Raw genomic sequence first — 19,686 nt, forward strand, 5'->3', positions numbered from 1 at the left:
GCCCGTACGGCGATCTATACGCCGTACGGGCCCCGCTCCACGTCCAGAGGCGCTCGGCGGCCTCAGCGACCCCCGCCGCTCGGGGCTGGGCCCGTGCCGGTACCCGCTCCCGCTCCGGTGAGGACCTTCTCCGGCTCCGGCGGCGCGGCAGCCGCCGGGACGCCCGGTCCCGGGCGCCCGCGGCCCAGGTCCTTGAGCTTCATCGCCGGACGCTCCACCAGATGCCAGGAGAGCACGGCCGCCAGCAGGGTGCCGGCCAGCGCCATGGCCAGGTAGGGCCAGAACCCCCAGCGGGCCAGGTCGAGCACGACGAGGGACTGCTCGACGACGAAGCCGTAGATGTAGATGCCGTACGAGTAGTCGTGGCGCGCGCCGATACGACGGAAGGGCGCCGGCAGCCGGATCGCGAGCCACAGCAGCAGATAGGCGAAGGCCGGCAGGCCGACCGTGTAGAGGTACCCGAAGCGCAGGCTGCCGAGCAGCGCGAGGGCGCTGAGCACGCCCAGCACGTCGCTGACGGGGATCCGCTCACGGTAGAGCTCGATCAACGTGCCCAGGGCGAACGCGAAGCCGAGGTAGACGATCACGTCCGGGTCGACCGAGCCCATCGCCGGGATCAGCGTGATGCTCTTGTAGTAGGAGGCGTCCGGGGTCCCGCTCCAGAACGCGTGACCCACGGACTCCCTGACGACCAGCCAGCCCAGCACGGCCGTGATCAGCAGGACCATGCGACGGGCCCGGGCGAGCGCGCCCGTCAGCGCGAGGAGCGCCACGCCGAAGTAGCAGAGCACCTCGTAGCGGAGCGACCAGAGCGCGCCGTCGAAGCTGGGGCTGGTGGCAAGGCCGGACTCACGGGCGGTGGCCATCACCCCGGAGATGTCGCGCTGCTCGAGCGCGACGAACCAATTGGAGCGCAGATAGTCCAGCGGACCGGACGCATGGCCGAAGAAGCCGTCGAGCGTCCCCTGCTGCCGCCAGTAGAGGAACGGGGCGACCAGGAAGGCGGTCACGGCGAGGCAGACCCAGAGGCCGGGCAGCAGTCTCAGCGCGCGGTGCCACAGGAAGCGCCCGATCGGGAGCCGCTTCCCGCTGCGGGTGACGAGGATGCCGGACAGGACGAAGAATCCGTATACGGAGAACTTGCCAAGATCGGTCTGTCCTTGGCTGAAGTCGTGGCCGAACTCGGAGTCGCCGAAGCCCAGGATGCTGGCGTGGGAGACCACGACCGCCGTCGCGAGGCACAGCCGGATGAAGCCCAGACTGTTGTCCCTGCCGGAGAAGCGCTCAGCGACCGAGCCGTGAGACCAGCGCAGACGATCGGCCGGGCTGCCGAGTATGTGCCGAGAAATGGTGCCCCCAATGACGAACTCGGGCGCCAGTCTCCCTATCGCTCACAGGCCTGTCAAAGGATCGTAAGGTACGTCACTTGAGCACGCTGCTGTACGACAGAAGCACGCAGAACCTCCATATCTCCTCACCACATCGTGAACCAGGATTCACAGCTACCACACAGCTCACTCCAGGTATGGTCGTGCACACTCACCGCATGCGAAGGTGGCCGGGGTCGGGAACAAAGTGTTCGATCGGTAGCGGATAGAGTGCTGGGCGGGCGGTAGCCCTGCGCCCCTCGTCGGCCGAGCCGGCTCAACCCCCCACCTTCTAGTCATGGTTTCCACAAGAGATGGGGCACAGTCGTGTCAGTCAAAGTGAGTGTCGTCATCCCGGTGTACAACCCCGGAAAGTACATCGATCCGTGTGTCGACTCGCTGATTCGCCAGACGCTCCCGGCAGAGGACTTCGAGGTCCTCTTCGTCAATGACGGATCGACCGACGACACCCCGGCCAGACTGGACGCGCTGGCGGCTGAGCACCCCCACTTCCGGGTCATCCACATTCCGAATTCCGGCTGGCCCGGAAAGCCGCGGAACATCGGCGTCGGCGAGGCCAAGGGCGAGTACATCCAATTCGTCGACCAGGACGACTATCTGGCGACGGACGCGCTGCGTCGGCTGTACGAGATGGGCCACCGCAACGGCTCGGACATCGTCATCGGCAAGGTGGCCAGCAACTTCCGCGGCGTTCCGCACGGGGTCTTCAAAAAGGACCGCGAGAAGTGCACCCTCCAGGACGCACCGCTGTACGACAGCCTCACACCGCACAAGATGTTCCGCAAGGAATTCCTCGTCGAGAACAACATCGCCTACCCCGAGGGCAAGCGGCGGCTCGAGGACCAGCTCTACATGATGGAGGCGTATTTCCCCGCCAAGGTCGTGTCGATCCTCGGCTCGTACACCTGCTACCACTATTCGCGGCGTGACGACGGCAAGAACGCGGGCTCCGCGAAGATCGTGCCGTCCGGCTACTACGGAAACCTCCGCGAGGTCCTCGACGTCGTCGTCGCCCATACCGAGCCCGGTAAGTTCCGGGACCAGCTGCTGCGCCGCTTCTACCGTGTGGAGATGCTCGGCCGGCTCAGCGAGCCGCAGATCCTCAAGTACGAGCCCGAGTACCTCGCCGAGGTCGCCGACGCCGTCCGCCCGCTCGCCGAGGACTTCATGGGCGAGGGCGTGCGCAAGGGCCTCGGCCCCGTACTGCGCCTCCGCTCCACCCTGCTGCGCGAGAACGACCAGGAAGGGCTGGTGCGGCTCGCCCGCCTGGCCTCCTCCGTCAAGGCCGCGGCCCGCCTCGAGGAGCTCGACTGGCAGCCGGACGGCCGGATCGCGATCAAGGTCAGCGGCCACCTGGTGCACGGCGAGGAGAAGAAGCCGCTGACGCTGCTCCGCCGCGACGGCCGGCTGTTCGTGCACCCCGAGGTCACCGAGGGACTGCTGCCCGAGGGCGAGCTCCTCGACGTCACCGACGACCTGGGCACGTTCCACGCGGAGATCTCGCTGCGCAACCGCGAGACCGCGGTCGAGTGGTCCTGCCCGTCGTCCTTCAGCACCGAGGTCGAGGACCTGGGCGGCGACGTCTGCCAGGTGGTCCTGCACGGCAGCGGCTACCTCTCCTCGGAGGGCGGCCCCGGCCGCGGACCGGTCGAGCGCGGCTTCTGGGACGTGTGGGTGCCACTGCGCGGCCTGGGCCTCGTGCGCAAGGCGCGTCTGGGCGCCGACCGCGCCGGCCACGTCGACGCGAACTGCCTGCCGGGCCTGCTCGCCTCCCCGGCCCGCGCGGTCATCCCGTACTTCACGGACCCGCACGGCAACCTCACCCTCGACGTCGCCCGCCGCGGCAAGAAGATCGTCACCTACCTCGAGGGCCGCCCGGTGGTCCGCATCCCCGGCGCTGCCAACGAGCTCCGGCTGGACGTCTTCACCACCGCATCGACCGGGAACGCCAAGGCGGAGCTCCTGCTCAGCGCCCCGGGCGCGGCGGAGGAAGCCGAGCCCGTGCACACCGTCGCCGTCCCGCTGCGGGCCGTCCTGGGCCGCGCGCACCTGACCGTGCCCGGCCGGGTGCAGGGCACGCCCGAAGGCGCCTGGCGCCTCTCCGTCCGGCTGGACGGCGCGAAGGGCCCCCAGCTGCCGCTGTGCGGCGTCACGGTGGACAAGGGCGGGCGGTTCCGGCTCGACGAGAGCCTGCCCGCGGCCGACGAGGCCCTTGTGCGCGAGCTCGCGCACCTGCGGCGCAACTCCAAGCTCAAGCACGCGCTCGGCCCGCTCGTGAGCAAGCTGCCCGCCGGCGCCCGCAAGAAGGTCCGCCGCCTCGCATCCAAGGTCATCGGCTGACCGGCCCTCCTGTCTCCACCAGTACCTGAAGCATCAGAACAAGGACGTGATCACGTGCGGCAGCTCTCCATCGCCGGAGCCTGGGTGCATGAGCCGAAGATCTTCCCGGACAGCCGGGGCAGCTTCCACGAGTGGTTCAAGGGCCCCGACTTCTCCGAGGCGGCCGGGCACGCGCTGAACCTCGCGCAGGCCAACTGCTCCGTCTCCAGCAAGGGCACGCTGCGCGGCGTCCACTTCGCCGACGTCCCGCCGAGCCAGGCCAAGTACGTGAAGTGCGTGCGCGGCGCGGTCCTGGACGTCATCGTGGACATCCGCGTCGGCTCCCCGACGTACAAGCAGTGGGAGGCGGTCCGCCTCGACGACGTCGACCACCACTCCGTGTACCTGTCGGAGGGCCTCGGCCACGCCTTCATGGCGCTGACCGACGACGCGACCGTGGTCTACCTCTGCTCCGAGGGGTACTCCCCCGGCCGCGAGCACGGCATCAACCCGCTCGACCCGGACCTCGGGATCGAGTGGCCCGAGGGCATCGAGGCGCTGCTGTCCGACAAGGACGCCGCGGCCCCCTCGCTGGCCGAGGCCGAGGAGCAGGGCCTGCTGCCGACGTACGAGGCGTGCCAGGCGTACTCCGCGGAGCTGCGCGCCCGCGGCTGACGCACGGACGCACAGAAGCCCCCGGGGTCCTGCGTGGACCCCGGGGGCTTCTGTCGTGTCTGCGGAGCAGCCGCTGATCGGCCGCGTGTCCGCGGAGCAGCGCTGATCGTCCCGCGCGCCCGCGGATCAGCCGGCGACCTTCTGTGGTCCCTGGCAGATCAGCCGGTGATCGCCTTGATGCTCCTGCGCACCGGGGCGAAGGCCGAGCGGGGCCGGCGCAGCGTGCGGGCCCGGACCAGGCCGGGCCAGAAGTCGGCGCTCAGCAGCGCCTCGGGCTGCACGGCGTTCTTGCGCACCAGCACCTCGTCCGGGACCTTCTGCGGGTCGGGGACGACGTACTCCTCGATGATCTTGTCGTACGCGTCCTTGAGCACGGTGCTCTCGGGGTTCGCCCCGAAGACCGCGACCACGCCGGTCGGCTGGGTGTCGACCTCGACGACCACCAGGTCGGGGCGGTACTTGCGGAGCACCTCGGCGACCTTGTAGACGTCGCCGGCCCAGAACTTGGTGTGGCGGTCGCGCGCCGCCTCGTCGACGTCGCGCGGCAGCATGTCGTCGAGCACGATCACGCTGGACCAGCGGGAGTGCTTCTCGACGTTCATGAAGTCGCGCAGCGCGTACTCGAACAGGTGCATGCCGTCGATGAACGCGAGCTCGAGCTTGGGATCCGCCCCGAGGAGATTCATCGGGTCCTTGCGGGCGAGCGCGCGGAACGGATTGCGGCCGTTGCGCAGGTGCAGCAGCGGGTCCTTGCGTGCGAAGAAGTCGTCGCTGGTGGCTCTGACCAGGTGGACGTCGCAGCTGATGTCCGTCACCACCTTGAAAGCCGGGTCGATGGCGACGGAGGGAACGCGAGACAGCGCCAGACTGCGCCCGTCGTTGACCCCGATCTCGAGGTAGTTCCGGGGCTTGGAGACGCGGTGCAGATGGCGCAGAAAACCGTGGCGGTCCACCTATGGGGCCCTTCACTGGGAATCAACTTGATTGATTCCCAGTGAAGTTAGCCTGTCTCTGGCCTGTACGTAAACATCTACTGGTGAGTAGAACCGATTCCGCGCTCAGCTTCGAGGAGCGAGGGGAACGCTTCCGCCAAGGCCTCGCGCCAGTCCCGAATGGGTTCGACGCCCGTCTGAAGCCACCCCTCATGGCCCAGCACGCTGTAGGCCGGACGGGGGGCCGGCCGCACGAACGCCGCGCTGGTCGTCGGGCGCACCCGCTCCGGGTCCGCTCCCAGCAGCCGGAAGATCTCCCGGGTGAACCCGAACCAGGTGGTCTCGCCCGCGCTGGTGCCGTGGTGGACGCCCGCCTTGGCGCTGCCGTCCAGGGCCGCGAGGCCCAGCTTGACCAGCTGGTCCGCCAGGTCCACGGTCCAGGTGGGCTGGCCGCGCTGGTCGTCGACGACGTCCAGGGTGTCCTTGACCCCCTCGAGCTTGATCATGGTGCGGACGAAGTTTCCGCCGCCCGCGCCGTACAGCCACGCCGTACGGACCACATGACCGGTCTCCGGGAGGATCTCCAGCACGGCGCGCTCGCCGGCCAGCTTGGTGCGCCCATAGGCGCTGCGCGGGCCGGTGGGGGCGTCCTCGGCGTACGGCTGGTCGCCGTCGCCGGCGAAGACGTAGTCCGTGGAGACCTGGAGCAGCACGGCGCCGCTCTCCTTGCACGCCTCGGCCAGGACGCGGGGGCCCGTGCCGTTGACGGCGAGGGCCGCCTCCTCCTGCTCCTCGGCGCCGTCGACGTCGGTCCAGGCCGCGCAGTTCACGACCACGGCTGGACGGTGGGCCGCCATGGCGGCGCGCACCGAGTCCGGGTCGGTGATGTCGAGGTCCGCGCGGCCGGCGGCGACGGCGTCGACGCCCTGCGCCGCCAGCCGGGCCATGACGTCGCGAGCGAGCATCCCGCGACCGCCGGTGACGAGCCAGGCGCTCACAGCGCCGCACGCTCCTTCAGGGGCTCCCACCAGGCGCGGTTGTCGCGGTACCACTGCACTGTCTCGGCCAGGCCGGTGGCGAAGTCCTTGCGGGGCTCGTAGCCGAGCTCCTCGCGGATCTTGGTGCAGTCCACGGAGTAGCGGCGGTCGTGGCCCTTGCGGTCGGTGACGTACTCGACGCTGGTGTCCCAGTCCGCTCCGCACGCCTCGAGCAGCAGGCCGGTGAGCTCCTTGTTGGAGAGCTCGGTGCCGCCGCCGATGTTGTAGACCTCGCCCGCGCGGCCCTTGGTGCGGACCAGCTCGATGCCCTGTACGTGGTCGTCGATGTGCAGCCAGTCGCGGACGTTGCCGCCGTCGCCGTACAGCGGGACCTTCTTGCCGTCCAGCAGGTTCGAGATGAACAGCGGGATGACCTTCTCGGGGAAGTGGTGGTGCCCGTAGTTGTTGGAGCAGCGGGTCACGCGCACGTCCAGGCCGTGGGTGCGGTGGTACGACAGCGCGATCAGGTCGCTGGAGGCCTTGGCCGAGGAATACGGCGAGTTCGGCTCGAGCGGGTGCGTCTCGGGCCAGGAGCCCTCGTCGATGGAGCCGTAGACCTCGTCGGTGGAGATGTGCACGAAGGTCTGCACGCCGGCCCGGTGGGCCGCGTCGATCAGGGTGTGGGTGCCCACGACGTTCGTGCGGACGAACTCGGCGCCCCCGTCGATGGAGCGGTCCACATGCGACTCGGCGGCGAAGTGCACCACCTGGTCGTGCTCGGCCATCAGCTTGCCGACCAGCTCGGGGTCGCAGATGTCGCCCTGGACGAAGGAGAAGCCGGGGTGCTCGCGGACCTCGTCGAGGTTGGCCGGGTTGCCCGCGTAGGTGAGCTTGTCCAGAACGGTGATCGCGACGTCGCCGGGGCCCTGGGACCCCAGCACCGTACGGACGTAGTGGGAGCCGATGAAGCCGGCGCCGCCGGTCACCAGGATCTTTGTCGTCATGAGGAGATCTGCACCTTGCTGTGGTCGCCGAGCACGAGTCGGTGGGCTGAGGGGTTGCGGGGCGCGGGGGTCACCTCGACGTCGCGGCCGATGAGCGAGGCCTCGACACGGCGTACGCCGGTGATGGAGGCGCCCCGCAGGACGATGGAGTACTCGATCTCGCTGTCCTCGATCCGGCAGCCCTCGGAGACGGACGTGAACGGGCCGACGTACGCGTCGCTGATCACGGTGTCCGCGCCGATGATCGCGGGGCCGACGATCCGGCTGCCGGTGACCTTGGCGCCCGCCTCGATCCGGACCCGGCCGATGATCTCGCTGGCCTCGTCGACGACGCCCTCGACGACCGGCTCGACCGTCTCCAGCACGGAGCGGTTGACCTCCAGCATGTCGGTGACGTTGCCGGTGTCCTTCCAGTAGCCGGCGATCGTCGTGGAGCGGACGTCGCGCCGCTGGTCGATCAGCCACTGGATGGCGTGCGTGATCTCCAGCTCGCCGCGCCAGGACGGCTCGATGGAGCGCACGGCCTCGTGGACGGCCGGGGTGAAGAGGTAGACGCCGACGAGCGCGAGGTCGCTCTTGGGCTTCTTCGGCTTCTCCTCCAGGCCCACCACACGGCCGTCGCCGTCGAGCTCGGCCACGCCGAAGGAGGTCGGGTTGGGGACCTTGGTCAGCAGGATCTGCGCGTCGGGGCGCTCGGCGCGGAACTCGTCGACCAGGCCGCTGATGCCGCCGACGATGAAGTTGTCGCCGAGGTACATCACGAAGTCGTCGTCGCCGAGGAAGTCCTTGGCTATGAGCACCGCGTGCGCCAGGCCCAGCGGCTTGTCCTGCGGGATGTAGGTGACCTGGATCCCGAGCTTGGAGCCGTCGCCGACCGCTTCGCGGATCTCGTCGGCGGTGTCGCCCACGATCACGCCGACCTCGGTGATGCCCGCGTCCGCGATGGCCTCGAGCCCGTAGAAGAGCACGGGCTTGTTCGCCACCGGGACCAGCTGCTTGGCCGAGGTGTGCGTGATGGGACGCAGGCGAGTGCCTGCGCCGCCGGAGAGTACGAGTGCCTTCACGAGTTCCTGTCCTCGAATTGAAAGTGTGTTCCCCGAGCGGGTATCGCTCCGGCGGCTCGATTTTACCTATGCGTCAGGTTCTTTCCGCGCCAGACCGTCGCGTTCCGGCCATCAGGCTCCTTACATGCCGGCGGACTTTGCGGACGCCGCGCCGGGCCAGGGACGGCGTCTGCTTCGGCGGCAGCACCCGTCGGCTGCCCGCCCAGTCCGGCACCGTGACGGCGTACGAGGAGACGGGGATGCCCGCCCGGCCGTCGCGGAAGTGCGGATAGACGAGATACGGCTGTTGGAGTCGCCCCTCGATCACGACCTCCGGCGTCTCCTTGGCCGCGACGAACGCCAGCACGTCTTTCAGCAGGTCGAGCCTGCCCAGGGCGACGCACTCCAGGATCAGCCGCTCGCCGACCTTGATCTGGTCGGCGACGCCCTTCGTCCAGTACGCGGTCGCCATAGGCGCCGCCAGCGCCATCTTGTGCAGCTGCTCGCTCTCCGGCCGCCGCAGCAGGCTGGGGCCGAACTGCTGGAGCAGCCCCACCGTGAACGGCCTGACCATCAGCCGGTCGCGCCGGACGCCCGGCGGCTCCCGTCGCGCGATGAGCTCCATAAGCGCCCCAAGGGCCTGGAAGCGGGTCTCGTAGCCGCCCCTGCCGGTGACGTGCTTTCCGTCCTCTCGGCCGACCAGGTAGTAGCAGGCGTAGTCGGCGACGATCGAGACGCCGGCGCCCTGGAGGTAGGCGTCCATGGTGAACAGGGCGTCCTCGCCGGTCGCCAGCTCCTCGTCGAAGCGCAGGCCGAGGCGGTCGAGCAGGGCCCGCCGGTACAGCTTCTGGGCGCTGAGCGCGAAGATGATCCGCGAGGTATAGACGTCGGCGCGCTCCTGGGTGCGGGTGAACATCGATCGCGGGACGCTCCGGTTCACGCCCTCCATCTTGCCGAGGACCACGTCGGTGCCGGCCAGGTCGGCCATGGCGACCATTCGCTCCAGCGCCTCGTCGCCGAAATAGTCGTCGGCGTCCAGGAAGAAGACGTAACGGCCGCGAGCCAGGCCGAGGCCCACATTGCGGGGGCCGCTGGGCCCGCCGGAATTGGCCTGGTGGATCACCCGGGTGGACACTTTGGATTTGGCGGCGAATTCCTCGAGGTACTCGCCGGTCCCGTCGGTCGAGCCGTCGTCGACGGCGACGATCTCGATTCGGTCGGCTCCCAGCGTCTGCGTCTCGACCGACTCCAGGCAGCGGACGAGATAGGGCATGGCCTCGTACGCTCCGACGACCACGGTGACATCGGGCTCAGGTTTGTCATCCATGAACACCCAGACAACCCGACAAGAACAAAGGTTGTCCGGAATGAAACCATCCATATACATTCACGGCGCCTGCACAAACAGCGGGCGAAAGGCCGAGAACGACGGCGGTCCGGGGCCGCCCCCGTGCTGGGGGCGCCCCCGGACCGTGTCCGAAACCGCGGAGGGCCGGCTAGGCCGTACGAGTGGCCTGCCGTGCCGTCGTCCGGCTCAGCCGCCGACGGTCGAGTCGTCGAGGCCCGGCGACTGCTCCGGCTCGGCGAGCCGCTTCTCCACGCCGACGTTGCGCGCCTCGGACTTCAGCGCCAGCGCCTGCACCGCCGCGTTGAACTGCGCCATGGAGGTCGGCTCGTCCGGGCCCAGCAGGTACTCCTTCAGCGCGTGGCGCGCCTCGGCGCGGGTGTCCGCCGCCGGGTCGGCGACGGCCGCGAGCAGCTCGTCGAGCTCCTCAGCGCTGTTGGAGAGGATCACCGCGGCCCGCACGGCGGTGTTCTGCCGCTTGAACTCGGCCTCGCCGAGGCCGGCGGAGTCGGTGACCGCGTACGGCTTGCCGCTCGCGATGAAGTCCGACACCACGCTGGAGATGTCGGAGACCATGCCGTCCGACTCGTTGAAGCAGTCGTACAGGCGCGGCTCCGGGCCCGTGACGACCCGGTGCTCCCACCAGCCGAAGGAGCGCCAGTACGCGGCGTTCCACTCGTCCTTCAGCCGCGCCGTCTCGGCCTCGCGCGCCGGGTCGGCCAGCGAGTCGCGGGACTCCTCCGCCTCGTCGCGCACGGGGCGGGCGGTGCTGGAGAGCGCGGCCAGACGGTCCTCGACGCGCTTGAGCTCGGCGAGCGCGGCGGCCTGCTCCTCGGCGTACGAGGCGGCCTCCTTCGCCCAGCGGGGGTCGGCGGCACGGGCCGCGGCGGCCTGCTCGACCATTGCGGTGACGCGCTCGTGCACGGCCTTGGCCTGCGCGCTGCGGGTTCCGGTGAAGGGGTGCGGCTTGTAGAGCAGCCGGACCGGCTTGTCGGCGCCGAGCAGCTTCCTGACGATGTTCTCGCCGGCCAGCAGCAGGGAGGTGTTGCCCGGGTTGTCGTCCCAGCCCTCCCAGGTGGGCGCGTACAGCACGGTCGGGATGGGGTTCTTGGTCGTGCCCGAGCCGGTCTTGATGGGGGCGAGCTGGGGGCGGCCCACCTCGGCGATGTCCTCGCCGCGCACGCCGACGTCGGCGAGGGCGTACCGGTCGCGGCCGGCGCGGCCCGCGGTCCACACCTCGTCGTAGGCCTTGCTGAACGGGTTGACGCTGGCCAGCTTGTCGCTGTCGCCGTGCCCGATGAAGACGTGCTTCATGGTCGGGACCCGCAGCAGGTGGATGTTCTTGCCGACGTTGGCCGCGTACAGCGCGACCCGCACGGACGACAGGTCCATGTTCATCAGGTGCACACCGCCGGGCACGCACACCACCGGGACCGACGTGGAGCCCAGCTGCGGCACGATGTTCCGCTCGCGCAGGAAGATCACCGGCCGGCCCTCGAGCTCGGCCATGGTCTCCAGCCACATGTTGACCTGGTAGGCGGAGTCCTTGGAGCCGGAGAAGTACAGCATCACCGTCGGCTGGTACTCGCGCAGCCAGACGTCGACGCCCGCGAGCACCTTGTCGGCGGGCGGGACGAGCCGGCTGGGGCGCAGGTAGGGCATCAGCACGCCGAGGTAGCCGAACGCGAGGCCCAGGGTGAGGGCGAGGCCGATGTACGCGAAGACGTTCTCGTCGGTCCCTATGGCGACCAGGACGCCCACGACGGCGAAGACGTCCAGGTGCAGCATCTTCTCGGCGGAGCGGTCCAGCAGCACGCGCGGCGGCGCGTCGGGGATGCGGATCGTCTTGAGCTCGATGTTGCGGGTGACCACCGGCAGCTTGCGGCGCAGGCGCAGCAGCGTGACCATCGCGCCGTGCGGGGCCTGCAGACCGTAGAAGCCCAGCAGGCAGGCGACGGTCACATAGAACACCGCCTCGTCCGCCAGGCCCATGCGGGCCATCAGCAGCACGAGCAGCAGCTGGCGCACCAGGAAGCGGATCGAGAGACCGGCCCGCACCTTGGCGAGGCGATTGATCAGATAGCTGGAGCGCTGGTGCAGAAACTGATCCGAGAGGTACGTGACGGCTACGGCCGCCGCGAAGAACCAGATATTGGGGATTATCGCCGCGAGCATGACGCACGGGAATCCCAGCACCAGCAGCAGTGCGGCGGCCAGCTCTGATCCGCTGCCTACGCGAGCCAGGCGAATGGCTTTCGAAATCACGAAGAACCTGCTCCAGAAGGTGCCGACGTTGGTATTGCACATTGTCTTGCGAAGGAGGTGTGAAGGCGCGCCCTCACGAGTCGGGCCCCCGCAGTGCGCTATGACGGCGACTACAGAGGCCCGAAAATATTGTCAGGAAGTATTACACATCTTCCTGACGGTCCAGGACGGAGGCGAGCGCCTGCTCGAAGCCCGACGCCTCGGACGCGCCGCGGGTCGGGTCCTGCTGCCGTACGTCGATGACGTGGCCGGTCAGCTCGGAGAGCAGCACGTCGAGCGAGGTGCGGGCCACCGCCTCCGAGGAGAGCAGCGAGCCGGCGGGCTCCTCGCCGAAGGCCTTGGTGCGCATCGGGGTCGCGGTGCGCTCCGGGTTCACGCAGTTCACCCGGATGCCGTCGCCGGCCCACTCGTCCGAAAGGGCCTGGGTGAGGTTCACCATGGCGGCCTTGGTGGAGGAGTACAGGCTGTACTCGGCGCGGCCGCGGGTGTAGCTGCTGGAGGTGTAGAGCAGCAGCTGGCCCTTGGTCTCGGCGAGGTACTTGTGCGAGGCGCGGGCGATCTGCACCGGGGCCAGGTAGTTGACGTTCAGCGCTTCCTGGATGGTGGTGTTGTCCGTCTCGGCCAGCTTGCCGATGCGCAGCACGCCCGCCGTGTTGATGACGTAGTCGATGCGGCCGGTCTCGCCGTACGCCGTGGACAGCGCGTCGTCGACGTGCTCCGGGTTCTCCACATGGGTGCCGGTGGTGGAGCGGCCCAGGGCGTAGACCTTCGCGCCGTAGGACTCGGCGAGCGAGGCGATGTCCGCGCCGATGCCGTACGAGCCGCCGAAGACGACCAGGGTCTTGCCGGCGAGCAGCTCGCGGTAGGCGGCCTCGTCGGCCTGGCGCGGGGCGGCGGTGGAGGCCAGCTGGAAGAGCTTGTCGGCGATGAAGACGTCGACCGGCTGGGTGACCTTCATGTTGTACTCGTCGCCCGCGACGACGTAGATCGGCACGTCGGGCAGGTACTTGAGCACGACGGAGCAGTCGTCGGTGGCCTGGAAGTTGGGGTCGCCGGCCGCGACCTCGTACGCCTTGCGGATCGTCGAGAGCTTGAAGGCCTGCGGCGTCTGGCCGCGGCGCAGCCGCGAGCGGTCGGGGACGTCGGTGATGAACTCGCCGTCCTCGCCGTGGGTGCGGGTCACGATGATGGTGTCCGCGGACGGGATGGCGACGTCGACGGCCTGGTAGCGGTCGAGGGCGTCCACGCAGTCCTTGATGACGCGCTCGGAGAGCAGCGGGCGCACGGCGTCGTGGAAGAGGACATTGCGGTCCTCGCCCTCGGCCAGGCCCTCGCCGAGGGCCGCGATGGCGCGCTCGGTGGTCTCGTTGCGGGTCGAGCCGCCCTCGATCACCTTGGTGACCTTGGTCAGGCCGGACTTGGCGATGATCTTCTCGACGTCGGGCACATAGCCGGGCGCCATCAGCACGATGACGTCGTCGATGCAGTCGGCCTGCTGGAAGATCGACAGCGTGTGCTCGATGACTGCCTTGCCTGCGATCTTCAGCAGCTGCTTGGGGATGGACAGGCCCACCCGCTGACCGGTTCCACCGGCGAGCACGACTGCTGTGGTTCGGGGTTTGGCTATGTGCTGCACAGACACAGACGACCTACCTTGCGAGGGCTGGGGAACAAAACTGATGGTTGCACTCTCCGTTACCGTCCCGCAAGGCGAGTGACGCCCGGCCCACAGTACGGGGAAACCTTCTGTTCACTGCGCGATCAGGGGGATTGGCCGGGGCCGGGAGCGGCGAAAGGGTGACCGACGCCACACATCTGAGTGGCGTGAACCACTCTTGAGCGGGACAGGGGCGGATGAGGCGCCCCTGTGCGCCGCGAACCGGGCCCGGCCTGCGCGCGAACCCGGCCCTGGCCTGCGCGAGTCCGTTCCCAGCCCGCACGCGTCCGGTTCCAGCCCGCAGACGGACGAGTCCCAGCCGCACGTTAACCCGGTCCCAGTCCGCAGACGGACCAGTCCCAGCCGCACGCTAACCCGGTCCCAGCCAGATGGAGCAGTCCCGGCCCGCTCGGCTACAGGTCGACGACGTTCAGCGCGACGTCGTTGGAGAGCGTGTAGTAGACGCGGGTGCGGACCCGGGCTCGTGGCTTGCCCAGGGCTCTCTTGGCCACCGCGCGGGCGAGGCTGCCCGTGCGCCGCTTGGGCAGCACGCTCTGCGGGTAGATGTAGATGTCCTTCTTCATCACCACGTCGTCCAGGACCCGGCCTATCTTGACCGGCTTCGCGTCCGGCGCGTACCGCACGAAGGCGTCCCAGACGTCGTGCGCGGTGACCTGGGCAGCGGCCGGCGCGGTGGAGGAGAAGGTGAAGCAGAAACCATTCGCCCCGTGCTTCTCTCCGGGGAAGGAGATCTCGTCGGCGGGCTTGCCGCGGCGGCGCAGCAGCAGGGTCGGGGCGCCGGTGACCTTGGCCGGGCCGAACAGGCTGCCGGTCAGCGTTATCTCGTCGCCGTCGACCTCGACGTCGTCCGCCTCGGCGTGGACCGGCCGGGACCAGGCGCGCAGCATCAGGGCGTTGCCCTTGGCCTTGTCCTCGTACGGGACGAGGTTGCGCACGGCCTCGCCGGGGGCGAGCCGCTCGGCGGCGTGCATGGCGCCGCGCTGGTCGATGACGCGGGCGGTGACGCGGCCCCGGGAGCCGGAGCCCTGGATCTCGACGTAGACGTTCCACAGGCCCTCGGCGAAGGGCTCGTCGGCGGGGACGGTCACCGAGCCGCCGCCGTTGAAGTCGAACGCCCGGACCTCGGCGCGCGCGCCGGTGCGGGTGCAGATCAGCCGCGCGCCCCGCTCGGCGCCCTCGGGCAGCGGGGTCGTCAGGGTGAGGGTGAGCGACCCGTCGGCGGCGACCGCGCAGTCGGCGACGGGCTTGATGCCGGGACCGGCCACGCGCTCCGCGGCCTCGGCGAGGAGCTCGTCGAAGAGCGACTCGTACTGCTTGGTGACGACGCCGGGGTCGAAGCGGCGGGCGTTGCGGACGGCGGCCGCGCCCATCTGGCGGCGCAGGTCCTCGTCGTCGATCAGCTTCAGCAGCGCCTGGGCGATGGCCTTGACGTCGCCGACGGGGACGAGGAGGCCGTCGACGCCGTCCTCGATGATCTCGCGCGGGCCGTAGTCGCAGTCCGTGCTGACCATCGGGACGCCGCAGCGCATGGCCTCGACGAGGGTCATGCCGAAGGACTCGTGGCGCGAGGTGGAGGCGGCGATGGCGCCCTTGGCCCACTCGGGCTCGATGGGCGAGTGGGCGCCCATGAGGTGGATCTGGTTGTAGAGGCCGAGCTCGTCGATGCGGGCGCGGAGCTTGTTGCGCTGGTCGCCGGAGCCGTAGATGCGCAGCACCCAGTCGGGGCGTACGGCGACGACCTTGGCGAAGGCGTCGACGAGCACCTGGTACTGCTTCTCGGACGCGAGGCGGCCGGCCGCGACGACGGTCTTGCCGGTGCCGTCTGACGGAGCGACGGGCGGCTCGGGGACGCTGTTGGGTATGGAGAGCACCCGGGTGGTGGGCAGCGGCATCTTCTGCCGCCAGACCGCGGCGTCGCCCTCGGAGACGGTCACAAAGGCGTCGATCGCGTCGAGGTGCTCGTACATCTCCTCCCGCAGCGCCGCCTTGTGGTGATTGTGCGTCATGTGCTCCTGCCCGACGCGCACGGCGCCGGCGGGGGCGAACTGGGCGACGTAGGCGACGAGTCCGGGCCGGGTGCCGATGACGATGTCGGCGTCGGAGGCGGCGTAGTGGTCGCGCACGCGCTCGTCGATGAGCTGGTTGTACTCCTTGTAGCGGGCCTCGGCGCGGGGGAAGGCCTTGGCCGGCTGGGAGTAGAGGGGGTGCTTCTGGTCGTTGGCAGGGCTGTTGGGACGGGTGTCCACGAGCGGTACGACCGTGATGCGGGGGTCGATGGCGAAGGCGGATGTGTCGCGGTGGTGGAAGACCGAGACGATCTCGACCTCGTGCCGGTTGGCGAGTTCCTCGGCCAGATTCAGCGTCGTGCGGATCGTTCCGCCGATGCCGTAAATGGTGTGGATGAGGAAAGAGATCTTCATCAGCGCTCCGTTCAATTCTGCTCGGGGACGAACGGGTAGTCCCGTTGCGGCTCGCAGGCTCTACGACTCTTGGCCTTGGCGAGGGCAGCCCCAGCCGGAATTTTACGGCATTTCCGATGATGTCCGCCCCGTCACGAAATGTTCCGCAACCGGACGAGCAGCCCCGCCATTCACCCACATGAGACGGGTAAAGCCGGGGAAGGGTTGCGTCGCGGGCGGGGGTGAGATGGGTGGCGTACACAACATAGTTGGTACGGCGATTCGGGTGGCGTGGGGGGCGGGGCGTGGGGTGCGGCGGGGGGCCGGCGGGCCTCCAACTCCCCCGGCCTGGGGGCATGGCTGGGAACCGTTCCTCGAGGCGGGACGCACCGGACGCGGGGACGAGATCCCCGGGCCCCAGACGCGGTCTGGGGTGACCCCAGCGAGGCGGGATTGGGCACCCAGGCCCGGGTGCCGGGCCACGCCCGAGAAAGGACGGGCCTCCGGCCGAGGACCCGGGCGCCGCCCCGCCCTGCGGGCGTTGGCGGGAACCGGCCTCCGAGGCCGGGCGCGAGACGGCACCGGTCAGGGGGTGCCGCCCCAGACGCCGTCCGGGGGAACTCCTAGCGAGGCCGGCTTGGGCACCCCGGCCCGGTGCCGGGCCACCACACGGCAAGCACCGGCCTCCGGCCGAGGACCCGGGCGCCGCCCCGGCCTCCGAGGCCCGGCACGCCGGACCCGAGACAGCACCGGCCAGGGGGCACCGCTCCAGACACCGTCCGGGGGGACCCAGCAAGGCGGGATTGAGCCCCGGCGCACGTGCCGGGCCACCACACCCGAGGAGGCACCAGCCCCCGGCCGAGGACCCGGGCGGGCGTGGGCGGGAACCGGCCTCCGAGGCCCGGCACGCCGGACCCGAGACGGCACCGGTCAGGGGCGCCGCCCCAGTACACCGTCCGGGGAGACCCCGGCGAGGCGGGATTGGGCCCCGGCCCAGTGCCGGGCCACCACACCTGAGGAAGCACCAGCCCCCAGCCGAGGACCCGGGCGCCGCCCCGGCCTGCGGGCGACGCCAGGAACCGGCCGGCCCGGCACGCCGGACCCGAGACGGCACCAGCCCCCAGCCGAAGACCCACGGCACCGCCCCGGACCCCAGCGAGGCTGGCCCCGGCGCCCCAGCCCAGGCACCCCGCCGCCACCCGCGAGAAAGCGGCCGCCGAGAACCAGCCGTCCCAGCCCGCCTGAGCAAAACGCGCTAGAAGGGCTCGAAGCCCTCGTACTCCTTCTGCGCCTCGTCCCGTTCCGCGTCGCGGTCGCGGCGGCGTTGCGCGGCCGGGCGGGGGGCCTCCAGGCGGTGGTCCTCGCCTCGGCGGCCGAGCATCTCCGCGCCCGCCATCATCGTCGGCTCCCAGTCGAAGACGACCGCGTTGTCCTCGGGGCCGATCGCCACGCCGTCGCCGGACCGTGCGCCCGCCTTCATCAGCTGGTCCTCGACGCCCAGGCGGTTGAGACGGTCCGCGAGGTAGCCGACGGCCTCGTCGTTGTTGAAGTCCGTCTGGCGCACCCAGCGCTCCGGCTTCTCGCCGCGCACCCGGAAGAGGCCGTCCTCCTCCTGGACCACCGTGAAGCCCGTGTCGTCGACCGCCTTCGGGCGGATGACGATCCGGGTCGCCTCCTCCTTCGGCTTCGCCGCACGCGCCTTGGCCACGACGCCCGCGAGCGCGAAGGACAACTCCTTCAGACCCGTGCGCGCCACGGCGGAGACCTCGAAGACCTCGTAGCCGCGCGCCTCGAGATCCGGGCGGATCATGTCCGCGAGGTCCTGGCCGTCGGGGATGTCGATCTTGTTGAGGACGACCATCCTGGGCCGGTCGTCCAGCCCGCCGTACTGCCGCAGCTCCTCCTCGATCACATCGAGGTCGGAGAGCGGGTCGCGGTCCGACTCCAGCGTCGCCGTGTCGAGGACGTGCACGAGCACGCTGCAGCGCTCGACGTGGCGGAGGAATTCGAGGCCCAGGCCCCGCCCCTGGCTCGCACCCGGGATCAGGCCCGGCACGTCGGCGATGGTGTAGACCGTCGAGCCGGCGGTGACGACGCCCAGGTTCGGGACCAGCGTCGTGAAGGGGTAGTCCGCGATCTTCGGCTTCGCCGCGGACAGGACGGAGATCAGCGAGGACTTGCCCGCGCTCGGGTAGCCGACCAGGGCCACGTCCGCCACGGTCTTGAGCTCGAGGACGACGTCACGCGACTCGCCGGGCTCGCCGAGCAGCGCGAAGCCGGGCGCCTTGCGGCGGGCCGAGGCCAGCGCCGCGTTGCCCAGGCCGCCGCGGCCGCCCTGGCCCGCGACGAAGGTGGTGCCCTGGCCGACCAGGTCCGCCAGCACGTTGCCCTGCTTGTCGAGGACGACCGTGCCGTCCGGGACCGGCAGGACCAGGTCCTGGCCGTCCTTGCCGGAGCGGTTGTCGCCCGCGCCGGGCTGGCCGTTGGTGGCCTTGCGGTGGGGGCTGTGGTGGTAGTCGAGCAGCGTGGTCACCGACTGGTCGACGACCAGGATGACGTCGCCGCCACGCCCGCCGTTGCCCCCGTCGGGCCCGCCGAGCGGCTTGAACTTCTCCCGGTGAACGGAGGCGCAGCCGTGGCCTCCGTTACCCGCGGCGGCATGCAGCTCGACGCGGTCCACGAAGGTGGTCATGGGGTGTGCCTCCAGTTACGTACGGACAGTTTTTGTACGGAATGTCTTACGGGTAACACGCGAAAGGCGGACCCGCTTCCCGATGCCGGGAAGCGAAGTCCGCCCTCGCAGAAAATCGCTCTACAGCGGCCGAATTTATTCGGCGACCGGAACGATGTTCACGACCTTGCGGCCACGGTGGGTGCCGAACTGCACCGCACCGGCGTTCAGCGCGAACAGGGTGTCGTCGCCACCGCGACCGACGCCCGCACCCGGGTGGAAGTGGGTGCCGCGCTGGCGGACCAGGATCTCACCGGCGAGCACGACCTGACCGCCGAAGCGCTTCACGCCGAGCCGCTGAGCATTGGAGTCGCGACCGTTCCGAGTGGACGATGCGCCCTTCTTGTGTGCCATGTCTCCTCAGTCCCTTACTTCGCAGCCGTGGGGATACCGGTGACCTTGATCGCCGTGTACTGCTGACGGTGACCCTGGCGGCGGCGGTAGCCGGTCTTGTTCTTGTAGCGAAGGATGTCGATCTTCGCGCCCTTGTGGTGGTCCACGACCTCGGCCGTGACCTTGATGCCGGCCAGCACCCACGGGTCGCTGGTCACGGCTTCGCCGTCGACAACGAGCAGGGTCGAGAGCTCGACCGTGTCGCCAACCTTGGCAGTGGAAATCTTGTCAACCTCAACGATGTCGCCGACAGCAACCTTGTGCTGGCGACCACCGCTGCGCACGATGGCGTACACGCGGATCTCTCTCTCACTCGGGACGGAACCCCTGATGCCAGCCGCTCACACGGGCCGGGGCCCGGAGTGATCCGAATGGACGAGCGGCCTCTCCCGGCGGACCGGGAGGGAGTTGCTCAGGGATGGGCGCATAAAGGAAACACGCCGAGGGTCAAGGCTACGGGCCGCCGTCCGGCGGGTCAAACCGGGTCCCCGCCCCTCACCCTGCCTCCGACCCCATGATCCCACGCTCGGCCGCGCG

The 19,686-nt window shown here is 69.8% G+C and carries 14 protein-coding genes; 2 read left to right on the plus strand and 12 right to left on the minus strand.

Going from position 1 to position 19,686, the window contains the following annotated elements; all coding sequences use genetic code 11:
* Window positions 1-62 precede the first annotated feature (62 nt).
* A complete protein-coding gene (locus AB0M39_RS14385; protein ID WP_365364036.1) occupies window positions 63-1,361 on the minus strand; it encodes an acyltransferase in 1,299 nt (432 codons plus the stop codon).
* A 345-nt stretch (window positions 1,362-1,706) separates the two neighbouring features.
* Between AB0M39_RS14385 and AB0M39_RS14390 the strand changes: the two genes are divergently transcribed.
* Together AB0M39_RS14390 and rfbC are read left to right on the plus strand one after the other, a co-directional pair.
* On the plus strand, window positions 1,707-3,728 hold the full coding sequence (locus AB0M39_RS14390) for a glycosyltransferase (RefSeq protein ID WP_365363899.1): 2,022 nt from the start codon (window positions 1,707-1,709) through the stop codon (window positions 3,726-3,728).
* 54 nt (window positions 3,729-3,782) lie between these two features.
* Entirely contained in the window at window positions 3,783-4,382 is a 600-nt protein-coding gene (gene rfbC / locus AB0M39_RS14395; protein ID WP_365363901.1) for a dTDP-4-dehydrorhamnose 3,5-epimerase, read from the plus strand.
* A 158-nt stretch (window positions 4,383-4,540) separates the two neighbouring features.
* Here the strand turns inward: rfbC and AB0M39_RS14400 are convergent, their stop codons facing one another.
* From AB0M39_RS14400 to rplU, 11 genes are all read right to left on the minus strand, one after another.
* The gene (locus AB0M39_RS14400; RefSeq protein WP_365363903.1) at window positions 4,541-5,335 is read right to left on the minus strand and encodes a class I SAM-dependent methyltransferase; all 795 of its coding nucleotides are present in this window, start codon (window positions 5,333-5,335) and stop codon (window positions 4,541-4,543) included.
* A gap of 77 nt (window positions 5,336-5,412) precedes the next feature.
* Window positions 5,413-6,312 carry a dTDP-4-dehydrorhamnose reductase gene (rfbD, locus tag AB0M39_RS14405; protein WP_365363905.1) on the minus strand — a complete coding sequence of 300 codons (900 nt, stop codon included), beginning with the start codon at window positions 6,310-6,312 and terminating at the stop codon, window positions 5,413-5,415.
* On the minus strand, window positions 6,309-7,295 hold the full coding sequence (gene rfbB, locus AB0M39_RS14410) for a dTDP-glucose 4,6-dehydratase (RefSeq protein WP_365363908.1): 987 nt from the start codon (window positions 7,293-7,295) through the stop codon (window positions 6,309-6,311). The genes rfbD and rfbB overlap by 4 nt, the downstream gene beginning before the upstream one ends.
* Window positions 7,292-8,359 carry a glucose-1-phosphate thymidylyltransferase gene (locus tag AB0M39_RS14415; protein WP_365363910.1) on the minus strand — a complete coding sequence of 356 codons (1,068 nt, stop codon included), beginning with the start codon at window positions 8,357-8,359 and terminating at the stop codon, window positions 7,292-7,294. The genes rfbB and AB0M39_RS14415 overlap by 4 nt, the downstream gene beginning before the upstream one ends.
* 73 nt (window positions 8,360-8,432) lie before the next feature.
* Window positions 8,433-9,665, minus strand: a complete 1,233-nt coding sequence (locus AB0M39_RS14420) for a glycosyltransferase family 2 protein (protein WP_365363912.1) — start codon at window positions 9,663-9,665, stop codon at window positions 8,433-8,435.
* 207 nt (window positions 9,666-9,872) lie between these two features.
* Window positions 9,873-11,948, minus strand: coding sequence for a hypothetical protein (locus AB0M39_RS14425; protein WP_365363914.1), 2,076 nt, complete (start codon window positions 11,946-11,948; stop codon window positions 9,873-9,875).
* Window positions 11,949-12,090: 142 nt separating this feature from the next.
* On the minus strand, window positions 12,091-13,590 hold the full coding sequence (locus tag AB0M39_RS14430) for a bifunctional cytidylyltransferase/SDR family oxidoreductase (protein ID WP_365363916.1): 1,500 nt from the start codon (window positions 13,588-13,590) through the stop codon (window positions 12,091-12,093).
* Window positions 13,591-14,018: 428 nt separating this feature from the next.
* Window positions 14,019-16,046 (minus strand): glycosyltransferase family 4 protein, encoded by a 2,028-nt coding sequence (locus tag AB0M39_RS14435; protein WP_365363919.1) that lies wholly within the window; start codon window positions 16,044-16,046, stop codon window positions 14,019-14,021.
* Between the two features lie 1,234 nt (window positions 16,047-17,280).
* The gene (gene obgE, locus AB0M39_RS14440; protein ID WP_365363922.1) at window positions 17,281-18,717 is read right to left on the minus strand and encodes a GTPase ObgE; all 1,437 of its coding nucleotides are present in this window, start codon (window positions 18,715-18,717) and stop codon (window positions 17,281-17,283) included.
* A gap of 135 nt (window positions 18,718-18,852) precedes the next feature.
* Window positions 18,853-19,110, minus strand: a complete 258-nt coding sequence (rpmA, locus tag AB0M39_RS14445; protein ID WP_326649883.1) for a 50S ribosomal protein L27 — start codon at window positions 19,108-19,110, stop codon at window positions 18,853-18,855.
* 14 nt (window positions 19,111-19,124) lie between these two features.
* Window positions 19,125-19,445, minus strand: a complete 321-nt coding sequence (gene rplU, locus AB0M39_RS14450; protein WP_016643790.1) for a 50S ribosomal protein L21 — start codon at window positions 19,443-19,445, stop codon at window positions 19,125-19,127.
* Window positions 19,446-19,686 lie beyond the last annotated feature (241 nt).

The organism is Streptomyces sp. NPDC051907 (assembly GCF_040681075.1).
In the GTDB taxonomy this organism is placed as follows: Bacteria; Actinomycetota; Actinomycetes; order Streptomycetales; family Streptomycetaceae; genus Streptomyces.

Excerpts from the sequence above, each read along its gene's own strand:
- rfbB (WP_365363908.1), bottom strand. The coding sequence starts at position 7,295 with ATGACGACAAAGATCCTGGTGACCGGCGGCGCCGGCTTCATCGGCTCC.
- AB0M39_RS14420 (WP_365363912.1), bottom strand. The coding sequence starts at position 9,665 with ATGGATGACAAACCTGAGCCCGATGTCACCGTGGTCGTCGGAGCGTAC.
- AB0M39_RS14435 (WP_365363919.1), bottom strand. The coding sequence starts at position 16,046 with ATGAAGATCTCTTTCCTCATCCACACCATTTACGGCATCGGCGGAACG.
- obgE (WP_365363922.1), bottom strand. The coding sequence starts at position 18,717 with ATGACCACCTTCGTGGACCGCGTCGAGCTGCATGCCGCCGCGGGTAAC.
- rpmA (WP_326649883.1), bottom strand. The coding sequence starts at position 19,110 with ATGGCACACAAGAAGGGCGCATCGTCCACTCGGAACGGTCGCGACTCC.